Origin of the sequence: Pseudomonas sp. P867 (assembly GCF_019891455.1) — a bacterium.
Taxonomy (GTDB): Bacteria; Pseudomonadota; Gammaproteobacteria; order Pseudomonadales; family Pseudomonadaceae; genus Aquipseudomonas; species Aquipseudomonas synxantha_A.
On sequence record NZ_JAFLXB010000002.1, the window covers coordinates 122,830 to 140,724 of the forward strand.

Annotated in this window: 24 protein-coding genes; 17 read left to right on the forward strand and 7 right to left on the reverse strand. The window is 60.5% G+C overall.

Translation table 11 applies throughout. The annotated features are described in order from the left end of the window. Nucleotides 1-11 precede the first annotated feature (11 nt). From J1G33_RS04035 to J1G33_RS04055, 5 genes are all read left to right on the forward strand, one after another. Nucleotides 12-581, forward strand: a complete 570-nt coding sequence (locus J1G33_RS04035; RefSeq protein WP_005792257.1) for a YqgE/AlgH family protein — start codon at nucleotides 12-14, stop codon at nucleotides 579-581. After that, nucleotides 581-1,018, forward strand: a complete 438-nt coding sequence (ruvX, locus tag J1G33_RS04040; protein ID WP_005792259.1) for a Holliday junction resolvase RuvX — start codon at nucleotides 581-583, stop codon at nucleotides 1,016-1,018. The genes J1G33_RS04035 and ruvX overlap by 1 nt, the downstream gene beginning before the upstream one ends. Before the next feature lie 132 nt (nucleotides 1,019-1,150). Continuing rightward, nucleotides 1,151-1,657, forward strand: a complete 507-nt coding sequence (pyrR, locus tag J1G33_RS04045; protein ID WP_005792260.1) for a bifunctional pyr operon transcriptional regulator/uracil phosphoribosyltransferase PyrR — start codon at nucleotides 1,151-1,153, stop codon at nucleotides 1,655-1,657. 24 nt (nucleotides 1,658-1,681) lie between these two features. Beyond that, nucleotides 1,682-2,686, forward strand: coding sequence for an aspartate carbamoyltransferase catalytic subunit (locus tag J1G33_RS04050; protein WP_032878936.1), 1,005 nt, complete (start codon nucleotides 1,682-1,684; stop codon nucleotides 2,684-2,686). Further along, nucleotides 2,683-3,954, forward strand: coding sequence for a dihydroorotase (locus J1G33_RS04055; protein ID WP_223017729.1), 1,272 nt, complete (start codon nucleotides 2,683-2,685; stop codon nucleotides 3,952-3,954). The genes J1G33_RS04050 and J1G33_RS04055 overlap by 4 nt, the downstream gene beginning before the upstream one ends. Before the next feature lie 82 nt (nucleotides 3,955-4,036). On the opposite strand, the gene J1G33_RS04060 is transcribed toward J1G33_RS04055, so the two are convergent. Further along, nucleotides 4,037-4,465 carry a TM2 domain-containing protein gene (locus J1G33_RS04060; RefSeq protein WP_032878933.1) on the reverse strand — a complete coding sequence of 143 codons (429 nt, stop codon included), beginning with the start codon at nucleotides 4,463-4,465 and terminating at the stop codon, nucleotides 4,037-4,039. A 249-nt stretch (nucleotides 4,466-4,714) separates the two neighbouring features. Here J1G33_RS04060 and J1G33_RS04065 point away from each other — a divergent pair, with 249 nt between their 5' ends. Next, nucleotides 4,715-5,353, forward strand: a complete 639-nt coding sequence (locus tag J1G33_RS04065; RefSeq protein ID WP_005792265.1) for a C40 family peptidase — start codon at nucleotides 4,715-4,717, stop codon at nucleotides 5,351-5,353. Nucleotides 5,354-5,500: 147 nt separating this feature from the next. Here the strand turns inward: J1G33_RS04065 and J1G33_RS04070 are convergent, their stop codons facing one another. Next, a complete protein-coding gene (locus J1G33_RS04070) occupies nucleotides 5,501-6,535 on the reverse strand; it encodes a type IV pilus twitching motility protein PilT (protein WP_223017730.1) in 1,035 nt (344 codons plus the stop codon). 57 nt (nucleotides 6,536-6,592) lie between these two features. Between J1G33_RS04070 and J1G33_RS04075 the strand changes: the two genes are divergently transcribed. From J1G33_RS04075 to J1G33_RS04120, 10 genes are all read left to right on the forward strand, one after another. Continuing rightward, entirely contained in the window at nucleotides 6,593-7,288 is a 696-nt protein-coding gene (locus tag J1G33_RS04075; protein ID WP_078822556.1) for a YggS family pyridoxal phosphate-dependent enzyme, read from the forward strand. Between the two features lie 25 nt (nucleotides 7,289-7,313). Further along, nucleotides 7,314-8,132, forward strand: a complete 819-nt coding sequence (proC, locus tag J1G33_RS04080; RefSeq protein WP_223017731.1) for a pyrroline-5-carboxylate reductase — start codon at nucleotides 7,314-7,316, stop codon at nucleotides 8,130-8,132. Nucleotides 8,133-8,157: 25 nt separating this feature from the next. After that, complete coding sequence (locus J1G33_RS04085; protein ID WP_003195087.1) at nucleotides 8,158-8,745, forward strand: YggT family protein; 588 nt, start codon at nucleotides 8,158-8,160, stop codon at nucleotides 8,743-8,745. A 220-nt stretch (nucleotides 8,746-8,965) separates the two neighbouring features. Further along, nucleotides 8,966-10,105, forward strand: a complete 1,140-nt coding sequence (locus tag J1G33_RS04090) for a homoserine O-acetyltransferase (RefSeq protein WP_005792271.1) — start codon at nucleotides 8,966-8,968, stop codon at nucleotides 10,103-10,105. A 7-nt stretch (nucleotides 10,106-10,112) separates the two neighbouring features. Beyond that, a complete protein-coding gene (metW, locus tag J1G33_RS04095) occupies nucleotides 10,113-10,733 on the forward strand; it encodes a methionine biosynthesis protein MetW (RefSeq protein WP_005792273.1) in 621 nt (206 codons plus the stop codon). 21 nt (nucleotides 10,734-10,754) lie between these two features. Further along, nucleotides 10,755-11,189, forward strand: coding sequence for a DUF4426 domain-containing protein (locus J1G33_RS04100; protein ID WP_078822557.1), 435 nt, complete (start codon nucleotides 10,755-10,757; stop codon nucleotides 11,187-11,189). After that, entirely contained in the window at nucleotides 11,186-11,782 is a 597-nt protein-coding gene (rdgB, locus tag J1G33_RS04105) for an RdgB/HAM1 family non-canonical purine NTP pyrophosphatase (RefSeq protein WP_103734231.1), read from the forward strand. The genes J1G33_RS04100 and rdgB overlap by 4 nt, the downstream gene beginning before the upstream one ends. After that, nucleotides 11,779-12,981 (forward strand): radical SAM family heme chaperone HemW, encoded by a 1,203-nt coding sequence (gene hemW, locus J1G33_RS04110; protein ID WP_032878924.1) that lies wholly within the window; start codon nucleotides 11,779-11,781, stop codon nucleotides 12,979-12,981. Before rdgB ends, hemW begins: the two co-directional genes overlap by 4 nt. Before the next feature lie 19 nt (nucleotides 12,982-13,000). Further along, complete coding sequence (locus tag J1G33_RS04115; protein WP_005792278.1) at nucleotides 13,001-13,324, forward strand: DUF3392 domain-containing protein; 324 nt, start codon at nucleotides 13,001-13,003, stop codon at nucleotides 13,322-13,324. A gap of 28 nt (nucleotides 13,325-13,352) precedes the next feature. Continuing rightward, nucleotides 13,353-13,901, forward strand: coding sequence for an RNA 2'-phosphotransferase (locus J1G33_RS04120; protein ID WP_032878922.1), 549 nt, complete (start codon nucleotides 13,353-13,355; stop codon nucleotides 13,899-13,901). Here J1G33_RS04120 and J1G33_RS04125 read toward each other — a convergent pair. From J1G33_RS04125 to J1G33_RS04145, 5 genes are all read right to left on the reverse strand, one after another. After that, nucleotides 13,894-14,703 (reverse strand): hypothetical protein, encoded by an 810-nt coding sequence (locus tag J1G33_RS04125; protein WP_050549378.1) that lies wholly within the window; start codon nucleotides 14,701-14,703, stop codon nucleotides 13,894-13,896. The two genes, J1G33_RS04120 and J1G33_RS04125, sit on opposite strands and share 8 nt — an antisense overlap. 78 nt (nucleotides 14,704-14,781) lie before the next feature. Next, complete coding sequence (gene trmB / locus J1G33_RS04130) at nucleotides 14,782-15,507, reverse strand: tRNA (guanosine(46)-N7)-methyltransferase TrmB (RefSeq protein WP_032878921.1); 726 nt, start codon at nucleotides 15,505-15,507, stop codon at nucleotides 14,782-14,784. A gap of 9 nt (nucleotides 15,508-15,516) precedes the next feature. Then, nucleotides 15,517-16,311, reverse strand: coding sequence for a thiazole synthase (locus tag J1G33_RS04135; protein ID WP_223017732.1), 795 nt, complete (start codon nucleotides 16,309-16,311; stop codon nucleotides 15,517-15,519). Nucleotides 16,312-16,365: 54 nt separating this feature from the next. Further along, complete coding sequence (gene thiS / locus J1G33_RS04140) at nucleotides 16,366-16,566, reverse strand: sulfur carrier protein ThiS (RefSeq protein WP_032878918.1); 201 nt, start codon at nucleotides 16,564-16,566, stop codon at nucleotides 16,366-16,368. Nucleotides 16,567-16,645: 79 nt separating this feature from the next. Continuing rightward, entirely contained in the window at nucleotides 16,646-17,020 is a 375-nt protein-coding gene (locus J1G33_RS04145; RefSeq protein WP_032878916.1) for a DUF423 domain-containing protein, read from the reverse strand. 74 nt (nucleotides 17,021-17,094) lie between these two features. Here J1G33_RS04145 and mtgA point away from each other — a divergent pair, with 74 nt between their 5' ends. Next, entirely contained in the window at nucleotides 17,095-17,817 is a 723-nt protein-coding gene (gene mtgA, locus J1G33_RS04150) for a monofunctional biosynthetic peptidoglycan transglycosylase (protein WP_078822561.1), read from the forward strand. Nucleotides 17,818-17,895: the final 78 nt, after the last annotated feature.

Sequence of the window (17,895 nt, forward strand, 5' to 3'; positions counted from 1 at the left end):
CACTAGCGGACATGAAAAACGTCAGCCCGACCTACCTCAAGCACCAATTCCTGATCGCCATGCCCCATATGGCCGACCCGAACTTTGCGCAGACCTTGACCTACATCGTCGAGCACACGGCCAATGGTGCCATGGGGCTGGTGGTCAACCGTCCACAGGAGCTGAGCCTGGCCGATATCCTTGAGCAATTGCGCCCGGAACTCGACCCACCGACCCGCTGCCAGGATGTGCCGATCTATATCGGCGGGCCGGTGCAGACCGATCGCGGCTTTGTGTTGCACCCCACCGGGCCGCAATACCAGGCCACGGTGGATCTTGAGGGCGTGTCACTGTCCACGTCTCAGGACGTGCTGTTCGCGATCGCCGATGGCGTCGGCCCTGAGCAAAGCCTGATTACCCTGGGCTACGCCGGTTGGGAAGCCGGGCAACTGGAGGCCGAGCTGGCGAGCAATGCCTGGCTGACCTGCCCGTTCGACGCCGACATCCTGTTCAACACCGCCAGCGAACTGCGCCTTGATGCTGCCGCCGCCAAGCTGCGGGTCAACCTCAGCCTGTTGACCAGCCAGGCGGGGCACGCCTGATGGCCTTGCGTCTGATCCTGGGTTTTGACTACGGCACTAAACAGATCGGCGTAGCGGTCGGCCAGGTTATTACCGGCCAGGCCCGCGAGCTGTGCACCTTGAAGGCCCAGAACGGCATACCGGACTGGAACCAGGTTGAAGCCCTTATCAAAGAGTGGAAGCCCGACGCTGTGGTGGTCGGCCTGCCCCTGAACATGGATGGCACCCCCAGCGACATGTGCCTGCGCGCCGAAAAATTCGCGCGCCGCCTCAATGGCCGCTACAACCTGCCCTTCTATACCCACGATGAGCGCCTGACCACCTTTGAAGCCAAGGGTGAGCGTCGTGACCGCGGCGGGCAGAAGGGCAGTTACCGCGACAACCCCGTGGACGCCATCGCCGCCGCCTTGCTGTTGCAGGGTTGGCTGGATGAAAACACCGCTTTATTTGAATCCTGACCCGCCGCGATCCTGTGGGAGCGGGCTTGCCCGCGAAGAACGTTAACGATACCGCGTGAAGGCTGGATGAACGCGGTACCCATGAGTTTTTCGCGAGCAAGCTTGCGCCTACACACTTAAAAAGGAGCCCCCATGAGCCTGCCCAATCCCGCCGAACTGATCAGCCAGATGGCATTACGCCTCAAGGCGCACCTGGAACACCGCGGCATCAGCGAACCGCGCTTTATCGGCATCCGCACCGGCGGTGTCTGGGTAGCCCAGGCGTTACTGGAAGAACTGGGCAGCGATTCGCCCCTGGGTACGCTGGACGTGTCCTTCTACCGCGACGACTTCAGCCAGAACGGCCTGCACCCACAGGTGCAGCCTTCGGCTCTGCCGTTTGAGGTTGAGGGCCAGCACCTGATCCTGATCGATGACGTCCTGATGAGCGGCCGTACCATCCGCGCCGCCATGAACGAACTGTTCGATTACGGGCGCCCGGCCAGCATTACGTTGGTCTGCCTGCTGGACCTGGACGCTGGCGAATTGCCGATCAGCCCGGATGTCGTAGGTGCAACACTGTCTTTGCAAGCCCGGCAGCGGGTAAAATTGTCCGGTCCCACGCCGCTCGAACTCGAACTGCAAGACCTTGCCCTTTAAACCGCCTTGTACAGAGTCCCCGCGATGACGCCTCTAGATGCCAAGCGCCCGCTGCAGCTCAATGCTCAGGGCCAGTTGCAACATTTCTTGTCCCTCGACGGTTTGCCCCGCGAACTGCTCACCGAAATCCTCGACACCGCCGACTCGTTCCTTGAAGTCGGCGGCCGCGCGGTGAAGAAGGTCCCGCTGTTGCGCGGCAAAACCATCTGCAATGTGTTCTTCGAGAACTCCACCCGCACCCGCACCACCTTTGAACTGGCAGCCCAGCGGCTGTCGGCCGACGTGATCACGCTGAACGTGTCCACCTCGTCGGCGAGCAAGGGCGAGACCCTGCTCGACACCCTGCGCAACCTCGAAGCCATGGCCGCTGACATGTTCGTGGTCCGCCACGGCGACTCCGGCGCCGCGCACTTCATCGCCGAGCATGTGTGCCCGCAGGTAGCGGTCATCAACGGCGGCGACGGCCGCCACGCCCACCCGACCCAGGGCATGCTCGACATGCTCACCATCCGTCGGCACAAGGGCAGCTTTGAAAACCTCTCGGTGGCCATCGTCGGCGACATCCTGCACTCCCGTGTAGCACGCTCGAACATGCTGGCCCTCAAAGCCCTGGGCTGCCCGGATATCCGCGTGATCGCGCCGAAAACCCTGCTGCCCATCGGCATCGAACAGTATGGCGTGAAGGTCTACACCGACATGGCCGAGGGCCTCAAGGATGTGGACGTGGTGATCATGCTGCGCCTGCAACGCGAGCGCATGGCTGGTGGCTTGCTGCCGAGCGAAGGCGAGTTCTACCGCCTGTTCGGCCTGACCACCGCACGTTTGGCCGGGGCCAAGCCGGATGCCATCGTGATGCACCCGGGGCCGATCAACCGCGGGGTGGAGATTGAGTCGGCGGTGGCCGATGGCCCGCAGTCGGTGATCTTGAACCAAGTGACCTACGGCATCGCGGTACGCATGGCCGTGCTGTCCATGGCCATGAGCGGGCAGACCGCGCAACGTCAATTCGAGCAGGAGCAGGCCCAGTGAAGCTCAGCATTCTCGGCGCCCGAGTCATCGATCCAGCCAGTGGCCTGGACCAAGTTACCGATCTTTATCTGGACGCCGGCAAGATCATCGCCATTGGCGCCGCACCTGCCGGCTTCAACGCCATCGAAAGCATCAACGCCAAGGGCCTGGTGGCCGCGCCCGGGCTGGTGGACCTGAACGTCGCCCTGCGCGAGCCGGGCTACAGCCGCAAAGGCAACATCAACAGCGAAACCCAGGCCGCTGCGGCCGGTGGCGTGACCAGCCTGTGCTGCCCGCCGAACACCAAGCCGGTGCTGGACACTTCGGCGGTGACCGAGCTGATCCTGGACCGCGCCCGTGAAGCCGGCAATTGCAAGGTGTTTCCCGTCGGAGCCTTGAGCAAAGGCCTGGATGGCGAACAACTGGCCGAACTGATCGCACTGCGCGATGCCGGTTGCGTGGCCTTCAGCAACGGCCTGGAAAGTTTTCGCAGCACCCGCACGCTGTGCCGTGCCCTGGAATACGCGGCCACCTTCGACCTGACGGTGATCTTCCACTCCCAGGACCGCGACCTGGCCGAAGGCGGCCTGGCCCATGAAGGGGCAGTCGCCAGCTTCCTCGGCCTGCCGGGCATCCCGGAAACCGCCGAAACCGTGGCCCTGGCCCGTGACCTGTTGCTGGTGGAGCAAAGCGGCGTACGCGCACACTTCAGCCAGCTGACCAGCGCCCGCGGCGTTGCCCTGATCGCCCAGGCCCAGGCCCGTGGCTTGCCGGTGACGGCGGATGTGGCGCTGTACCAATTGATCCTGACGGATGAGGCGCTGATCGACTTCTCCAGCCTGTATCACGTGCAGCCTCCCCTGCGTACCAAGGCCGACCGTGACGGTTTGCGTGCGGCGGTGAAGTCGGGGGTGGTGTCAGCGATTTCCAGCCATCACCAGCCTCACGAGCGTGACGCCAAGTTGGCGCCATTTGGCGCGACCGAGCCGGGTATCAGTAGCGTGGAGTTGTTGTTGCCATTGGCAATGACCTTGGTGGAAGACGGCTTGCTCGACCTGCCGACGCTATTGGCCCGCCTGAGCGCCGGCCCGGCCGACGCTCTGCGCTTGCCGGCGGGCAAGCTTGAAGTCGGTTCGCCAGCGGACCTGGTGCTGTTTGACCTGGGCAGCTCGACGGTGGCAGGGGAGCATTGGTTGTCCAAGGGTGAAAACTGCCCGTTCATTGGCCACAGCCTGCCGGCGACGGTGCGGTACACCTTGATGGATGGGCGGATCACTTACCAGGCCTGAAACCGGTCTAGAGTGAGCGCAGTAAAAAATATGGGAGGGGGCTTGCTCCCTCCCACATTTTGTTCTCTATAGGGCCGAGAGATCAGCGGCCGTTATTGCGCTCGGCATTGCGGATCGAGATCTGCGTATTCAACGTCCAGAAGTCATACAGCACCCCAATCAGGAACAAACCGCCGGTCAGCAGGTAGATCAGGCCGGTGATCCATTTGCCCTGGTACATACGGTGCACACCGAACAGGCCCAGGAACGCCAACAGGATCCACGCGACGTTGTATTCGATAGGCCCGGCGGTAAAACGCAGGTCGGCTTCACGGTCCATGGCCGGGATGAGGAATACGTCGATCAACCAACCAATGCCCAGCAGGCCGAAGGTAAAAAACCAGATCGTGCCGGTCACGGGTTTGCCGTAATAAAAGCGATGCGCCCCGGTAAAACCGAAAATCCACAGCAGGTAACCGATCACCTTGCTATGGGTATCTTGCTGCTGACCAACCTGTTGATAGGTGTTCATGGAGTACCTCTTTTGCTTCGATAGATAAATTTTTTCATTTTCTTTGTGACTTTTTTACGAGCGCCCGACGTACGGCAAATGGTATCTTCCTGTCCTCAAAGCCTTATGCCACCTGACTTGTGTAGGACAATTGCGGCAATTCGTCGCGTTTTTCCTGGATTTGACCCCAAGGTTCAGTCGACAAACGGCCTGAGAACGACACAAAAAGCTGTTATAAAGTTGCGCGCAAACCCATAAGAGCCACGCCTAATGCGACCATTTTTCAAGACATGGCTGACCATCTGCCTATTAATGCCACTGGCCGCCCACGCCACCAATCGTGAGCAACGACTTCCGAACGTCAATGGTTTCACCCCTAAAGTCCACAGCACAACCACCAAGGCCAAATCGGTAAAGCTGACCGTCAACCGCCCGACTCAACTGAGCAAGGCACACGGTAAAGCAACACCCGGCCTGATGGCTGTCAACACCAAGCAAAGCAGCAACGTCCTCAGCCGTGCCGTCAACGTGCTGGGTACTCCTTATCGTTGGGGCGGTAGCAGCCCAAGTAAAGGGTTCGACTGCAGCGGCCTGGTGAAATATGCATTCAACGATGTAAAAGCGGTGGATTTGCCGCGCACCTCCAACGCCATGGCGGCTGGTCACGGCTTGAAGGTTGATCGCAAAGACCTGAAGCCCGGCGACTTGTTGTTCTTCAAGCTCAAGAGCCGCCAGGTCAATCACGTAGCCATCTACCTGGGCAACGACCGTTTTATCCACGCGCCGCGTCGTGGCAAGTCGGTGAGCATCGACACGCTGAAAAAGCCGTTCTGGGACAAGAACTACGTGATTGCCAAGCGTGTGCTGCCTAAAGAGCAGAACAGCAACCTGCGGATCGTGCAGCGCTAAGCCAGGCGCCACTGAAGCTCCCCATTTGAAATGCAATCAAATGTGGGAGCTGGCTTGCCTGCGATGACGGTGTGTCAGTTGGCAGAGAGAGCGCCTGACAGCCCGCTATCGCAGGCAAGCCAGCTCCCACATGAGTATCTGTGCGTTTTAGATATCTGCAGGCACCCTCGCCTTCTCCCGCGCCTCTTCCCGGCTGACCAGCCCCGCGCCGACCAACGCCTTCAAACTCATATCCAGGGTCTTCATCCCCAACGCGCCACCGGTCTGAATTGCCGAAACCATCTGCGCCACCTTGTCCTCACGGATCAGATTGCGAATCGCCGGCGTGCCCAGCATGATTTCATGGGCGGCCACACGGCCGCCGCCGACCTTCTTCACCAGTACCTGAGACACCACCGCCTGCAACGACTCCGACAACATCGAGCGGACCATGGCCTTTTCCCCGGCCGGAAAGACGTCCACCAGCCTGTCTACAGTCTTTGCAGCCGATGAAGTGTGCAGGGTGCCAAACACCAGATGCCCGGTCTCAGCTGCCGTCAAGGCCAGGCGGATGGTTTCCAGGTCGCGCAATTCGCCCACCAGGATCACATCCGGGTCTTCCCTCAGGGCCGAGCGCAGGGCCACGCAGAAGCTGTGGGTGTCGCGGTGCACCTGGCGTTGGGTGATCAGGGCCAGTTTCGGCCTGTGGATAAATTCGATGGGATCTTCAAGCGTGAGGATGTGCTGGCGCCGGTGCCGGTTCAGATAATCGATCATCGCCGCCAGCGTCGTGGACTTGCCCGAACCCGTAGGCCCGGTGACCAGCACCAGGCCACGGGGGAACTGAGCCATACGCTGGAATACCTCGCCCAACCCGAGGTCTTCCAGGCTCTGGACCTCGGTCGGGATGGCACGAAACACCGCGCCTATACCGCGACTCTGGCGGAACACGTTCGCCCGAAAGCGTGCGACTCCCGGCAATTCGAAGGCAAAATCCGTTTCAAGAGATGTTTCGAAATCCTTTTGTTGGTGTTTATTCAACAAAGGGCTCACCAGATCGACCAGTTGCGCTGCGCTAAGCACCGGCTCATCCATCGGCCAGACCTCGCCATCGACTCGCACCATCGGCGCCAGGCCGGCCGACAAATGCAGGTCACAGGCGCCACGGCTTACGCTGGCCGTCAGCAATTGCGTGATATCCATAGGGCTTTCCATTTCCAGTAGAATGCCGCGGACTCCATATCCACGGGCGCATCTTGAATGTCGACGATAGCAGACAACATCGGCCTGGTTAGCCAGCGCATCCGCGCCGCAGCCGACGCCGTGCAACGTGACGCAAGCAGCATCCACCTGCTGGCCGTGAGCAAGACCAAACCCGCACAAGCCGTGCGCGACGCCTATGCCGCCGGGATGCGCGATTTTGGCGAGAACTACCTGCAGGAAGCCTTGGGCAAACAGGCGGATTTAACCGACCTGCCCTTGAGTTGGCACTTCATCGGCCCCATTCAATCGAACAAGACTCGCGCCATCGCCGAGAACTTCGCTTGGGTGCATTCCGTGGACCGCCTGAAAATCGCACAACGCCTGTCCGAACAACGCCCGGCCGACCTGCCGCCGCTGAATATCTGCATCCAGGTCAATGTCAGTGGCGAGGCCAGCAAATCTGGCTGTACGCCGGCCGACCTGCCAGCCCTGGCCAACGCGATCAGCGCCCTGCCGCGCTTGAAGCTGCGCGGCCTGATGGCGATCCCCGAGCCGACTGAAGACCGGGCCGCACAGGATGCGGCGTTTGCCAGCGTACGCGACCTGCAAGCCAGCTTGAACCTGGCGCTGGACACACTTTCCATGGGCATGAGCCATGACCTTGAGTCGGCCATCGCCCAAGGCGCCACCTGGGTGCGGATCGGTACCGCCCTGTTTGGCGCCCGCGACTACGGCCAGCCGCAAAATGGCTGACTTCCCTCGAAAATAAGGACCTGTCATGAGCAACACGCGTATTGCCTTTATCGGCGCCGGTAACATGGCGGCCAGCCTGATCGGTGGCCTGCGGGCCAAGGGCCTGGACGCCGAACAGATCCGCGCCAGCGACCCGGGCGCCGAGACCCGCGAGCGCGTCAGCGCCGAACACGGCATTGAAACCTTTGCCGATAACGCCGAAGCCATCCACGGCGTCGATGTGATCGTGCTGGCGGTCAAGCCCCAGGCCATGAAGGCCGTGTGCGAAAGCCTGCGCCCAAGCCTGCAGCCGCATCAATTGGTGGTGTCCATTGCCGCCGGCATCACCTGTGCCAGCATGAAAGCCTGGCTCGGTGACCAGCCGATCGTACGTTGCATGCCCAATACCCCAGCGTTGCTGCGCCAGGGCGTAAGCGGTTTGTACGCCACCGCTGAAGTCAGCGCGCAGCAGCGTGACCAGGCTCAGGAGTTGCTGTCTGCGGTGGGCCTTGCCGTATGGCTGGAGCAGGAGCAGCAACTGGATGCGGTCACCGCCGTTTCCGGCAGCGGCCCGGCCTACTTCTTCCTGTTGATCGAGGCCATGACCGCCGCTGGCGTCAAACTGGGCCTGCCCCACGAGGTTGCCGAACAACTGGCTGTGCAAACGGCCCTGGGCGCCGCGAAAATGGCTGTCGGCAGCGATGTCGATGCCGCCGAACTGCGCCGGCGGGTAACGTCGCCGGGCGGCACCACGCAAGCCGCCATTGAATCGTTCCAGGCCGGGGGCTTTGAGGCCCTGGTGGAAAAAGCACTGGGTGCCGCGGCACATCGTTCGGCCGAGATGGCTGAGCAACTGGGCAAATAGTCGTCCCTTACCAAGGTAATCAAACATGCTCGGAATCAATGACGCTGCCATTTTCATCATTCAGACCTTGGGCAGCCTGTACCTGCTGATCGTGCTGATGCGCTTTATCCTGCAACTGGTGCGGGCGAACTTCTACAACCCGTTGTGCCAGTTCGTAGTCAAGGCCACCCAACCGCTGCTCAAGCCACTGCGCCGGGTGATCCCGAGCCTGTTCGGCCTGGACATGTCGTCGCTGGTGCTGGCGTTGCTGCTGCAGATCCTGCTGTTCGTGGTGATCCTGATGCTCAACGGCTACCAGGCGTTCACCGTGCTGCTGTTGCCGTGGGGCCTGATCGGTATTTTCTCGCTGTTCCTGAAGATCATTTTCTGGTCGATGATCATCAGCGTGATTCTCTCGTGGGTCGCACCCGGTAGCCGTAGCCCGGGTGCCGAACTGGTGGCTCAGATCACCGAACCGGTGCTGGCACCCTTCCGTCGCCTGATCCCGAACCTGGGTGGCCTGGATATCTCGCCGATCTTTGCGTTTATCGTGATTCAGCTGCTGCAAAGCTGGGTGATTCCACGCCTGGCGTACTTTGCCTACATGCCCAAAGAGCTGTTCGGCCTGATCTGAATGCCGTAGCCCCTATAGGAGCTGGCTTGTGTGGGAGCTGGCTTGCCTGCGATAGCATCACCTCGGTGTGTCTGAAACCGCGGTGCCTGCATCGCGGGCAAGCCCGGCTCCCACATCAACCCTTCCCACATTTTGTATCTGCGTACTGGTACAGACCATTGCTTGCCGCTAGGGTCCCCGCTCTTTAGACTTACGCCTCATTTAAACGAGAGCAGGGTCGATGCCAGCTGCCTTCCCCCCCGATTCTGTTGGACTGGTCGTGCCTCAAGTGGCGCACTTCAGCGAACCGCTGGCCCTGGCCTGCGGCCGTTCGTTGCCTGCCTACGACCTGATCTACGAAACCTACGGCCAACTGAACGCCACGGCGAGCAACGCCGTGCTGATCTGCCACGCCCTGTCCGGCCACCACCACGCCGCCGGTTTCCACAGCGTTGACGAGCGCAAACCCGGCTGGTGGGACAGTTGCATCGGCCCCGGCAAGCCCATCGACACCAACAAGTTCTTCGTGGTCAGCCTCAACAACCTCGGCGGCTGCAATGGCTCCACCGGCCCCAGCAGCCTCAATCCGGACACCGGCAAGCCATTCGGCGCGGACTTCCCGGTGTTGACCGTAGAAGACTGGGTACACAGCCAGGCACGCCTGGCCGACCTGCTGGGCATCCACCAGTGGGCCGCAGTCATTGGTGGCAGCCTGGGCGGTATGCAGGCGCTGCAATGGACCATCAGCTACCCGGACCGCGTGCGCCACTGCCTGGCTATCGCCTCGGCGCCCAAGCTGTCGGCGCAGAACATCGCCTTCAACGAAGTGGCACGCCAGGCCATCCTCACCGACCCCGAGTTCCACGGCGGTTCGTTCCAGGAAGCCGGCGTGATCCCCAAGCGCGGCCTGATGCTGGCGCGGATGGTGGGGCATATCACCTACCTGTCCGATGATTCCATGGGCGAAAAATTCGGTCGCGGCCTCAAGAGCGAGAAGCTCAACTACGACTTCCACAGCGTCGAGTTCCAGGTGGAAAGCTACCTGCGCTATCAGGGTGAAGAATTCTCCGGACGTTTTGATGCCAACACCTACCTGTTGATGACCAAGGCCCTGGACTACTTCGACCCGGCGGCCAACCACGACGACGACCTGGCGAAAACCTTCGAGCACGCCACGGCCAAGTTCTGCGTGATGTCATTCACTACCGACTGGCGCTTCTCGCCGGCCCGCTCCCGTGAGCTGGTGGATGCGCTGATGGCCGCCAAAAAAGACGTCTGCTACCTGGAGATCGATGCACCGCAGGGCCACGACGCCTTCCTGATTCCGATCCCGCGTTACCTGCAGGCCTTTAGCAACTACATGAACCGAATCGCACTGTGAGAACGCCATGAGAGCCGACCTGGAAATCATCCAAGACTGGATCCCCGCCGGCAGCCGCGTGCTCGACCTGGGCTGCGGCGATGGCGAACTGCTGAGCTGGCTGCGCGACAACAAGCAAGTCACCGGCTACGGCCTGGAAAACGACCCGGACAACATCGCCCAGTGCGTGGCCAAGGGCATCAACGTAATCGAGCAGGACCTGGACAAGGGCCTGGGCAACTTCGCCAGCAACAGCTTCGATATCGTGGTGATGACCCAGGCCCTGCAAGCGGTGCACTACCCGGACCGCATCCTCGACGAAATGCTGCGCGTTGGCCGCCAATGCATCATCACCTTCCCCAATTTCGGCCACTGGCGCTGCCGCTGGTACCTGGCCACCAAGGGCCGTATGCCGGTCTCGGATTTCCTGCCGTACACGTGGTACAACACGCCCAACATCCACTTCTGCACCTTCGAAGACTTCGAAGCGTTGTGTGGCGAGCGTGAAGCCAAGGTCATCAACCGCCTTGCCGTCGATCAACAGCACCGCCACGGCTGGGCGAGTAAGCTATGGCCCAATCTATTGGGCGAAATCGGTATTTACCGGGTCAGCAGTCCTGGCCTGACCGACCACAAAGTTGCCGTCTAATCATCTTCAAGAGGGACGTTCATGAGTCGTTTGGCTATTTTTCTATTGACCGCATGCCTGGGCGCCAGCGCCATGGCTGCAGACGCTATCGACGCTAATCGCAAGAAAGACTTTGGCGATATCACCGTCCACTACAACACCTTTACCTCCAGCTTCCTGCCACCCGAGACCGCTCAGAAAGTCGGCGTAGTGCGCAGCAAGGAGAAGGGTTTGATCAATGTGACTGTGATCAAGGGCGTGGCCCCGGTCGCGGCCCAGGTGACCGGCACCATCAAGGATTTGGGCGGCAAAAGCGAGATCCTGACGTTCAAGCAAATCGAAGAGAAAGGCGGCATCAGCTACCTCGCGCCCTACTCGGTGACCCAGCGGGAATACAAGACATTTACCATCAACGTTGAAACCGGCGGCAAAGCCCATGGTTTCCAATTCAACCAAGAACTGTTTCCGGCCGAATGATGAACCTTACCCAACTCGTACTGGCCAGCCATAACGCCGGCAAACTCAAAGAACTGCAGGCCATGCTCGGCGAATCCGTGCAACTGCGTTCGATTGGCGAGTTCAGCCAGGTCGAACCGGAAGAAACCGGCTTGTCGTTCGTTGAGAACGCCATCCTCAAGGCCCGCAACGCAGCACGCATCTCCGGCCTGCCGGCCCTGGCGGATGACTCGGGCCTGGCGGTGGACTTTCTCGGCGGCGCGCCCGGCATTTATTCGGCCCGTTACGCTGATGGCAAGGGCGACGCAGCCAATAACGCCAAGCTGCTCGACGCGCTCAAGGACGTGCCCGACGCCGAACGTGGTGCACAGTTCGTCTGCGTGCTGGCCCTGGTGCGACATGCCGATGACCCGCTGCCGATCCTGTGCGAAGGCTTGTGGCACGGGCGCATCCTGCACGCCGCCAGCGGTGAGCATGGCTTCGGTTACGACCCTTTGTTCTGGGTACCGGAGCGCAATGTCTCCAGCGCCGAACTGAGCCCGGCCGACAAGAACCAGATCAGCCACCGCGCCCGCGCCATGGTGTTGCTGCGCCAGCGCCTGGGCTTGAAATGACCCAGAACACCTCTGCGCAGCCGCTGATCCACGGTGGCGCGCAAACACCACGGGCGGCCCTGCCCCACCTGCCGCCCCTGGCGCTGTACATCCACATCCCTTGGTGCGTGCGCAAATGCCCGTATTGCGACTTCAACTCCCACACCGCCAGCAAGGTGCTGCCGGAAGAAGAGTATGTAGATGCATTGCTGGCGGATCTGGATCAAGACCTGCACGCCGTTTATGGCCGGGAGCTGAGTTCGATTTTCTTCGGTGGCGGCACGCCCAGCCTGTTCAGCGCCGCCGCGTTGGGCCGCTTGTTAAAAGGCGTGGAAGCCCGTATTCGGTTCGCCGCGGATATCGAGATCACCCTGGAAGCCAACCCCGGAACCTTCGAGCAAGAGAAGTTCGTGGCGTACCGCAAACTGGGGATCAATCGCCTGTCCATCGGCATCCAGAGCTTCCAGCAAGAGAAGCTTGAAGCCCTGGGCCGTATTCACAATGGCGATGAAGCCGTGCGCGCCGCTGGCATGGCGCGCCAGGCAGGGTTCGATAACTTCAACCTGGACTTGATGCACGGTTTGCCCAACCAGTCCCTGGACGACGCCCTGGGCGACCTGCGCCAAGCCATTGCGCTCAAGCCGACACACCTGTCCTGGTACCAACTGACCTTGGAACCCAACACCGTCTTCTGGAACCAGCCGCCCGCGCTGCCGGAAGACGACACACTGTGGGATATCCAGGAAGCCGGCCAGGCGCTGCTCGCCGAACACGGTTACGCGCAATACGAGGTGTCGGCCTATGCCCAACCGGGGCGGCCGGCACGGCATAACCTGAATTACTGGAGCTTTGGCGACTTTATCGGCATCGGTGCCGGTGCCCACGGCAAGCTCAGCCACCCGGACGGGCGCATCGTACGCACCTGGAAAACCCGCGCCCCCAAGGACTACCTCAACCCGGCCAAAAGCTTCCAGGCCGGAGCGAAAGAGCTGACCAACGACGAACTGCCGTTCGAGTTCCTGATGAACGCTCTGCGCCTGACCGAAGGGGTCGATGCCAAGCTCTACGCCGAACGCACCGGCCTTGATCTGGCCAGCCTCGATGAAGGCCGCCGCGAGGCAGAACAAAGTGGATTAATGCAGGTCGAACCGTCACGCCTGGCGGCAACCGACCGCGGGCAACTCTTTCTCAATGACCTGTTGCAGAAGTTTTTGAGCTGATCGCTCTTAAGGAAATCGAATGGATCTGGTACTCGACCTGCTCGCCACCGTATCCCGCTGGAGCCGTAGCAACCTGTCGGAAATCTCCCTGGCCCTCGTGGGCTGCTTGCTGGTGCTGTTCGGCGCCGATATCAAGGGCTGGGTCGAAGCACGTCTGGGCAACATTGCCGGCGCCTTGCGCGTACCCTTGATGGCCCTGCTGTGCCTGATCGGCAGCGGTGCGGCGTTGATCTACGCTACGCCGTGGATTGTGCGGGGGCTGAGCCAATTCAATAACTACAGCCTGGCGCCGGTGTTGATCGTGGTGCTGGTGTTGATTGGGGTAGTGGCAGACCGGCGCTGATCAGACCAGACCGAGATAAGGACATCACATGAGCAAAAAGCTACTGGACGACACCAGCAAATTCCTGAGCTATGTATTACGTCACGAACCGCAAGCGATAGGCCTTTCGCTGGATTCAGAGGGCTGGGCAAGCGTGACGGCACTGATCGACGCCGCGTCACGTGAAGGACGCAACCTTACCCGGGAACTGCTGGAACAGGTCGTGCGCACAAACGAGAAGAAACGCTTTTCGTTTTCCGAAAATGGTCAAAATATTCGGGCCGTGCAGGGCCACTCCAACCCAAGCGTCCAGCTGCAACTCGAAGAAAAACAACCGCCAGCACTCCTCTACCACGGCACCGCAACACGATTTGTCGAGTCAATCAACCAGAAGGGCCTTATTCCAGGCTCCCGTCATCATGTGCACCTCAGCGAACAGCTTGAGACTGCCAGGGAAGTTGGGCAGCGCTACGGGACTGTCGTGATTCTTAAGGTAAACACCCCGGAGATGCTGGCCGAGGGTTTCAAGTTTTTCCAGGCTGAGAACGGCGTCTGGCTGACGGAGCAGGTTCCTGTTCGGTTCCTCGAACCTATTTAGCGGCCTGATTACCAAAACTTTTTTCGTAATACTCTTTAAGCGTCATCGGGTCTTTACAACCCAAGGCCAGAGCCTGATTCAGGTAAGTCAAGTTCACGCTGTCGGGCTTACCTTCGTCGTTCATACGTGTCGCCGCCAAGATATAGTAGGCGTCAGCCCGGTACTGATCATAGGTCAGCATCCGCACACTGGCGCGAGCTTGCATGTTGCCCAAGGTTCTTTCTTCCTTGGCCTCGGCTAGCCGATCACTCTCAAAACAAAGCGAGCGATTGGTGTACAACGGGTAATAATCACGGTTGGCGTCAACTTTGAGCAGCATCTGCTTGAGCGTCTCAAGATACTTTATGTGCCCAGGATCAAGCAGATCAAGACGCATGTACGTCATATCGCACTGATAGTAATAACCCACACCAGCGGCCAACAGACCTTGATCCATCGCCTTGTGCATCGGTTCACAAACCTGCTTGCGCTCTTGCTCGGACATGCCGAACCGGCTTTGGATATTGGCCAGCATGTAAGTCGCGACAACGTGCCCGCCCTCTGAGGCCATCTTCAAATCATGTTGGTACGCCGCTATAGCGCCCTGAACCTCTTTGAGTTGTTCGGGCAACGTGGCCTTATCCAGCTCGCCACTGGCTTCAAGCTTGACGTTATCATCGAACAGCAGCTTGAGTTGTTCCGCCTTCTTTTGAGCACGCTCAAAATAATCATCAGGGGAAATCACTGGTAGAGAGGGGGAGCTAGCCGCGAAGGCTGCCGCAGACAGCAGACTGAGCAGCAGGCTGGAAAGAATGGACTTCAAGCGCTTGTATTCCTTTACAAGAAAAAAACCAAGTGGCAGTGGAACGCAGCCATTCCACTGCCGTGATAGCAGGGTTACTTAAGCCAGCTTCTCAAACTTCAAATCCCACACCCCATGCCCCAATCGCTCGCCGCGGCGTTCGAACTTGGTGATCGGCCGCTCGGCCGGGCGTGGCACGCATTTGCCGTCTTCGGCCAGGTTGCGGTAGCCAGGGGCAACGTTCATCACTTCCAGCATGTATTCCGCGTACGGTTCCCAGTCGGTGGCCATGTGCAGGATACCGCCCACTTTCAGCTTGCTGCGCACCAACTCCGCAAAGGACGCCTGGACGATACGACGCTTGTGGTGACGGGCTTTGTGCCACGGGTCGGGGAAGAACAGCATCAGGCGGTCGAGGCTGTTGTCGGCGATGCAGCGGTTGAGCACTTCAATCGCGTCGCAGTCGTAAACTCGCAGGTTGGTCAGGCCCTGGGTCAGCACGCCATTGAGCAATGCGCCGACACCTGGACGGTGGACTTCCACACCGATGAAATCCTGCTCCGGCGCGGCCGCGGCCATTTCCAGCAGGGAGTGGCCCATGCCGAAACCGATTTCCAGGGAGCGTGGGGCCGAACGGCCAAACACCTGGTCGTAATCAACCGGCGCATCGGCCAGGGGCAAAACGAACAGCGGCGTGCCTTGCTCCAGGCCCTTTTGCTGGCCTTCGGTCATACGGCCGGCGCGCATCACAAAACTCTTGATGCGGCGGTGCTTGGACTCGTCGCCCGCTTCCACGGTGTTCGGCGTTTCGTTTGATTCAGTCATCAATAGCTCTTACTTGATCAGACCATCCAGCGGCGAAGAGGCGCTGGCATAGAGTTTTTTCGGCATGCGCCCGGCGAGGTAGGCCAGGCGGCCCGCGACGATCGCGTGTTTCATGGCTTCGGCCATCATGATCGGTTGCTGGGCGTGGGCGATGGCCGAGTTCATCAGCACCGCGTCGCAGCCCAGTTCCATGGCGATGGTCGCGTCGGAGGCAGTGCCCACGCCCGCATCCACCAGCACTGGGATCCTGGCTTCTTCAAGGATGATCTGCAGGTTGTACGGGTTGCAGATGCCCAGGCCCGAACCGATCAGGCCAGCCAGCGGCATCACGGCGATACAGCCGATTTCTGCCAGCTGCCGGGCGATGATCGGGTCATCGCTGGTGTAGACCATCACGTCAAAGCCTTCCTTGACCAGGGTTTCAGCGGCCTTGAGGGTTTCGATCACGTTAGGGAACAGGGTTTTCTGGTCGGCCAGCACTTCCAGCTTCACCAGGTTGTGGCCGTCCAGCAACTCACGGGCCAGGCGGCAGGTGCGCACGGCTTCGATGGCGTCGTAGCAACCGGCGGTGTTCGGCAGGAAGGTGTAGCGGTCTGGGGACAGCACTTCGAGCAGGTTCGGTTCGCCTTCGATCTGGCCCAGGTTGGTGCGGCGCACGGCGAACGTCACGATTTCGGCACCCGAGTCTTCGATGGCCTGGCGGGTCTCTTCCATGTCGCGGTACTTGCCGGTGCCGACCAGCAAGCGGGACTGGTAGGTACGACCGGCCAGGACGAAAGGCTTGTCGTTACGAACGATGCTCATGGGAAATCCTCTGTTTGGATGAGGTTCTGCAGAATGCGTTACCGCCGTGGCGGGCTAACCGCCACCGATGGCGTGGACCACTTCGACCTGGTCGTTTTCCTTCAGCGAGGTCTCGGCGTGCTGGCTACGCGGGACGATATCCAGGTTGAGCTCCACTGCGACACGACGCCCGGTCAGGTCCAGGCGGGTCAGCAGGGCCGCGACGGTTTCACCGTCGGGCAGTTCAAAGGGTTCGCCGTTCAACTGAATGCGCATGCCACGGGCCGCCATCGTTTTTAGGGGCCCGCATTCTAGCGCGATTGGGACCTGCCGGTCAGCTCCAAGCGTCAAGCGGTCAAAGCTGCAAGCGCCACGCTGCCAGGCCAAGGAAGAACCAGCCAAGCAGGAACGCCAGCCCGCCAAACGGCGTGATGATCCCCAGTTTGCTGATGCCAGTCATCGTCAGCGCATACAAGCTGCCCGAGAACAACAGAATACCGACGGTAAACGAGATACCCGCCCAACTGACCAATCGACCGGGAATATGCGCCGCCAGCAACGCCACGCCGAACAACGCCAGGGCGTGCACCAGTTGGTAGGTCACGCCGGTATGGAAGATCGCCAGGTAGTCGGCGCTCAGGCGGTTTTTCAGGCCGTGGGCGGCGAACGCACCCAGGGCGACACCGGTAAAACCGAAAAAGGCAGCCAGCATCAGAAAGCTACGCAGCATGGGGAACTCCAGTCAGACTCATCGGGCAGGGTCTGTATAATGGCCCGCTCAACGGGTTCGGCCAAGCCATCTCTATGCTGCGTGTCCTCTTCAAACGCTTTCTCAACGTCGTGAAATGGTTCGCCATCGGCAGTGTGTTGCTGGTGCTGCTGTTTCGTGTGGTCCCGCCCCCGTTTACCGCGTTGATGGTGGAGCGCAAGGTCGAGTCCTGGATCGACGGCGAACCCATTGACCTGCAACGCAGCTGGGTACCGTGGGATGAAATCAGCGATGACCTCAAAGTGGCGGTGATGGCCGGTGAAGACCAGCGCTTCCCGCAACATTGGGGCTTTGATTTTGGCGCGATCCAGGCCGCGATCCTGCACAACGAACGCGGCGGCTCGATTCGCGGCGCCAGTACGCTGAGCCAGCAAGTGTCGAAAAACCTGTTCCTGTGGGCCGGCCGCAGCTATTTGCGCAAGGGCCTGGAAGCGTGGTTCACCGGGTTGATCGAGGTGCTGTGGCCCAAGGAGCGGATTCTTGAGGTGTACCTCAACAGCGTGGAGTGGGATGACGGCGTGTTTGGTGCCGAAGCGGCGGCGCGGCATCACTTTGGCGTGAGCGCCAAGGGGCTTTCGCGGCAACAGGCCAGTTATCTGGCGGCGGTGTTGCCTAATCCACGGGTGTGGAGTGCCAGCCACCCGACAGCTTATGTGGCACGGCGGGCGGCGTGGATTCGTCAGCAGATGAGTCAGTTGGGTGGGGATGGCTACCTGACTGAGCTGAACAACTCTCGAAAAGCCCCCTGGTCCAACTGACACAACACAAAACAAATGTGGGAGGGGGCTTGCTCCCGATAGCGATAGATCAGTCACTTTGATGTTGACTGACACTCT

Excerpts from the sequence above, each read along its gene's own strand:
- J1G33_RS04115 (WP_005792278.1), top strand. The coding sequence starts at position 13,001 with ATGGATCTGGTACTCGACCTGCTCGCCACCGTATCCCGCTGGAGCCGT.
- thiS (WP_032878918.1), bottom strand. The coding sequence starts at position 16,566 with ATGCGCATTCAGTTGAACGGCGAACCCTTTGAACTGCCCGACGGTGAA.
- J1G33_RS04120 (WP_032878922.1), top strand. The coding sequence starts at position 13,353 with ATGAGCAAAAAGCTACTGGACGACACCAGCAAATTCCTGAGCTATGTA.
- J1G33_RS04145 (WP_032878916.1), bottom strand. The coding sequence starts at position 17,020 with ATGCTGCGTAGCTTTCTGATGCTGGCTGCCTTTTTCGGTTTTACCGGT.
- J1G33_RS04090 (WP_005792271.1), top strand. The coding sequence starts at position 8,966 with ATGCCAGCTGCCTTCCCCCCCGATTCTGTTGGACTGGTCGTGCCTCAA.
- rdgB (WP_103734231.1), top strand. The coding sequence starts at position 11,186 with ATGATGAACCTTACCCAACTCGTACTGGCCAGCCATAACGCCGGCAAA.
- proC (WP_223017731.1), top strand. The coding sequence starts at position 7,314 with ATGAGCAACACGCGTATTGCCTTTATCGGCGCCGGTAACATGGCGGCC.
- J1G33_RS04070 (WP_223017730.1), bottom strand. The coding sequence starts at position 6,535 with ATGGATATCACGCAATTGCTGACGGCCAGCGTAAGCCGTGGCGCCTGT.
- hemW (WP_032878924.1), top strand. The coding sequence starts at position 11,779 with ATGACCCAGAACACCTCTGCGCAGCCGCTGATCCACGGTGGCGCGCAA.
- J1G33_RS04050 (WP_032878936.1), top strand. The coding sequence starts at position 1,682 with ATGACGCCTCTAGATGCCAAGCGCCCGCTGCAGCTCAATGCTCAGGGC.
- J1G33_RS04100 (WP_078822557.1), top strand. The coding sequence starts at position 10,755 with ATGAGTCGTTTGGCTATTTTTCTATTGACCGCATGCCTGGGCGCCAGC.
- metW (WP_005792273.1), top strand. The coding sequence starts at position 10,113 with ATGAGAGCCGACCTGGAAATCATCCAAGACTGGATCCCCGCCGGCAGC.
- J1G33_RS04135 (WP_223017732.1), bottom strand. The coding sequence starts at position 16,311 with ATGAGCATCGTTCGTAACGACAAGCCTTTCGTCCTGGCCGGTCGTACC.
- J1G33_RS04060 (WP_032878933.1), bottom strand. The coding sequence starts at position 4,465 with ATGAACACCTATCAACAGGTTGGTCAGCAGCAAGATACCCATAGCAAG.
- J1G33_RS04075 (WP_078822556.1), top strand. The coding sequence starts at position 6,593 with ATGTCGACGATAGCAGACAACATCGGCCTGGTTAGCCAGCGCATCCGC.
- J1G33_RS04035 (WP_005792257.1), top strand. The coding sequence starts at position 12 with ATGAAAAACGTCAGCCCGACCTACCTCAAGCACCAATTCCTGATCGCC.
- trmB (WP_032878921.1), bottom strand. The coding sequence starts at position 15,507 with ATGACTGAATCAAACGAAACGCCGAACACCGTGGAAGCGGGCGACGAG.
- ruvX (WP_005792259.1), top strand. The coding sequence starts at position 581 with ATGGCCTTGCGTCTGATCCTGGGTTTTGACTACGGCACTAAACAGATC.
- J1G33_RS04065 (WP_005792265.1), top strand. The coding sequence starts at position 4,715 with ATGCGACCATTTTTCAAGACATGGCTGACCATCTGCCTATTAATGCCA.
- J1G33_RS04085 (WP_003195087.1), top strand. The coding sequence starts at position 8,158 with ATGCTCGGAATCAATGACGCTGCCATTTTCATCATTCAGACCTTGGGC.
- mtgA (WP_078822561.1), top strand. The coding sequence starts at position 17,095 with ATGCTGCGTGTCCTCTTCAAACGCTTTCTCAACGTCGTGAAATGGTTC.
- pyrR (WP_005792260.1), top strand. The coding sequence starts at position 1,151 with ATGAGCCTGCCCAATCCCGCCGAACTGATCAGCCAGATGGCATTACGC.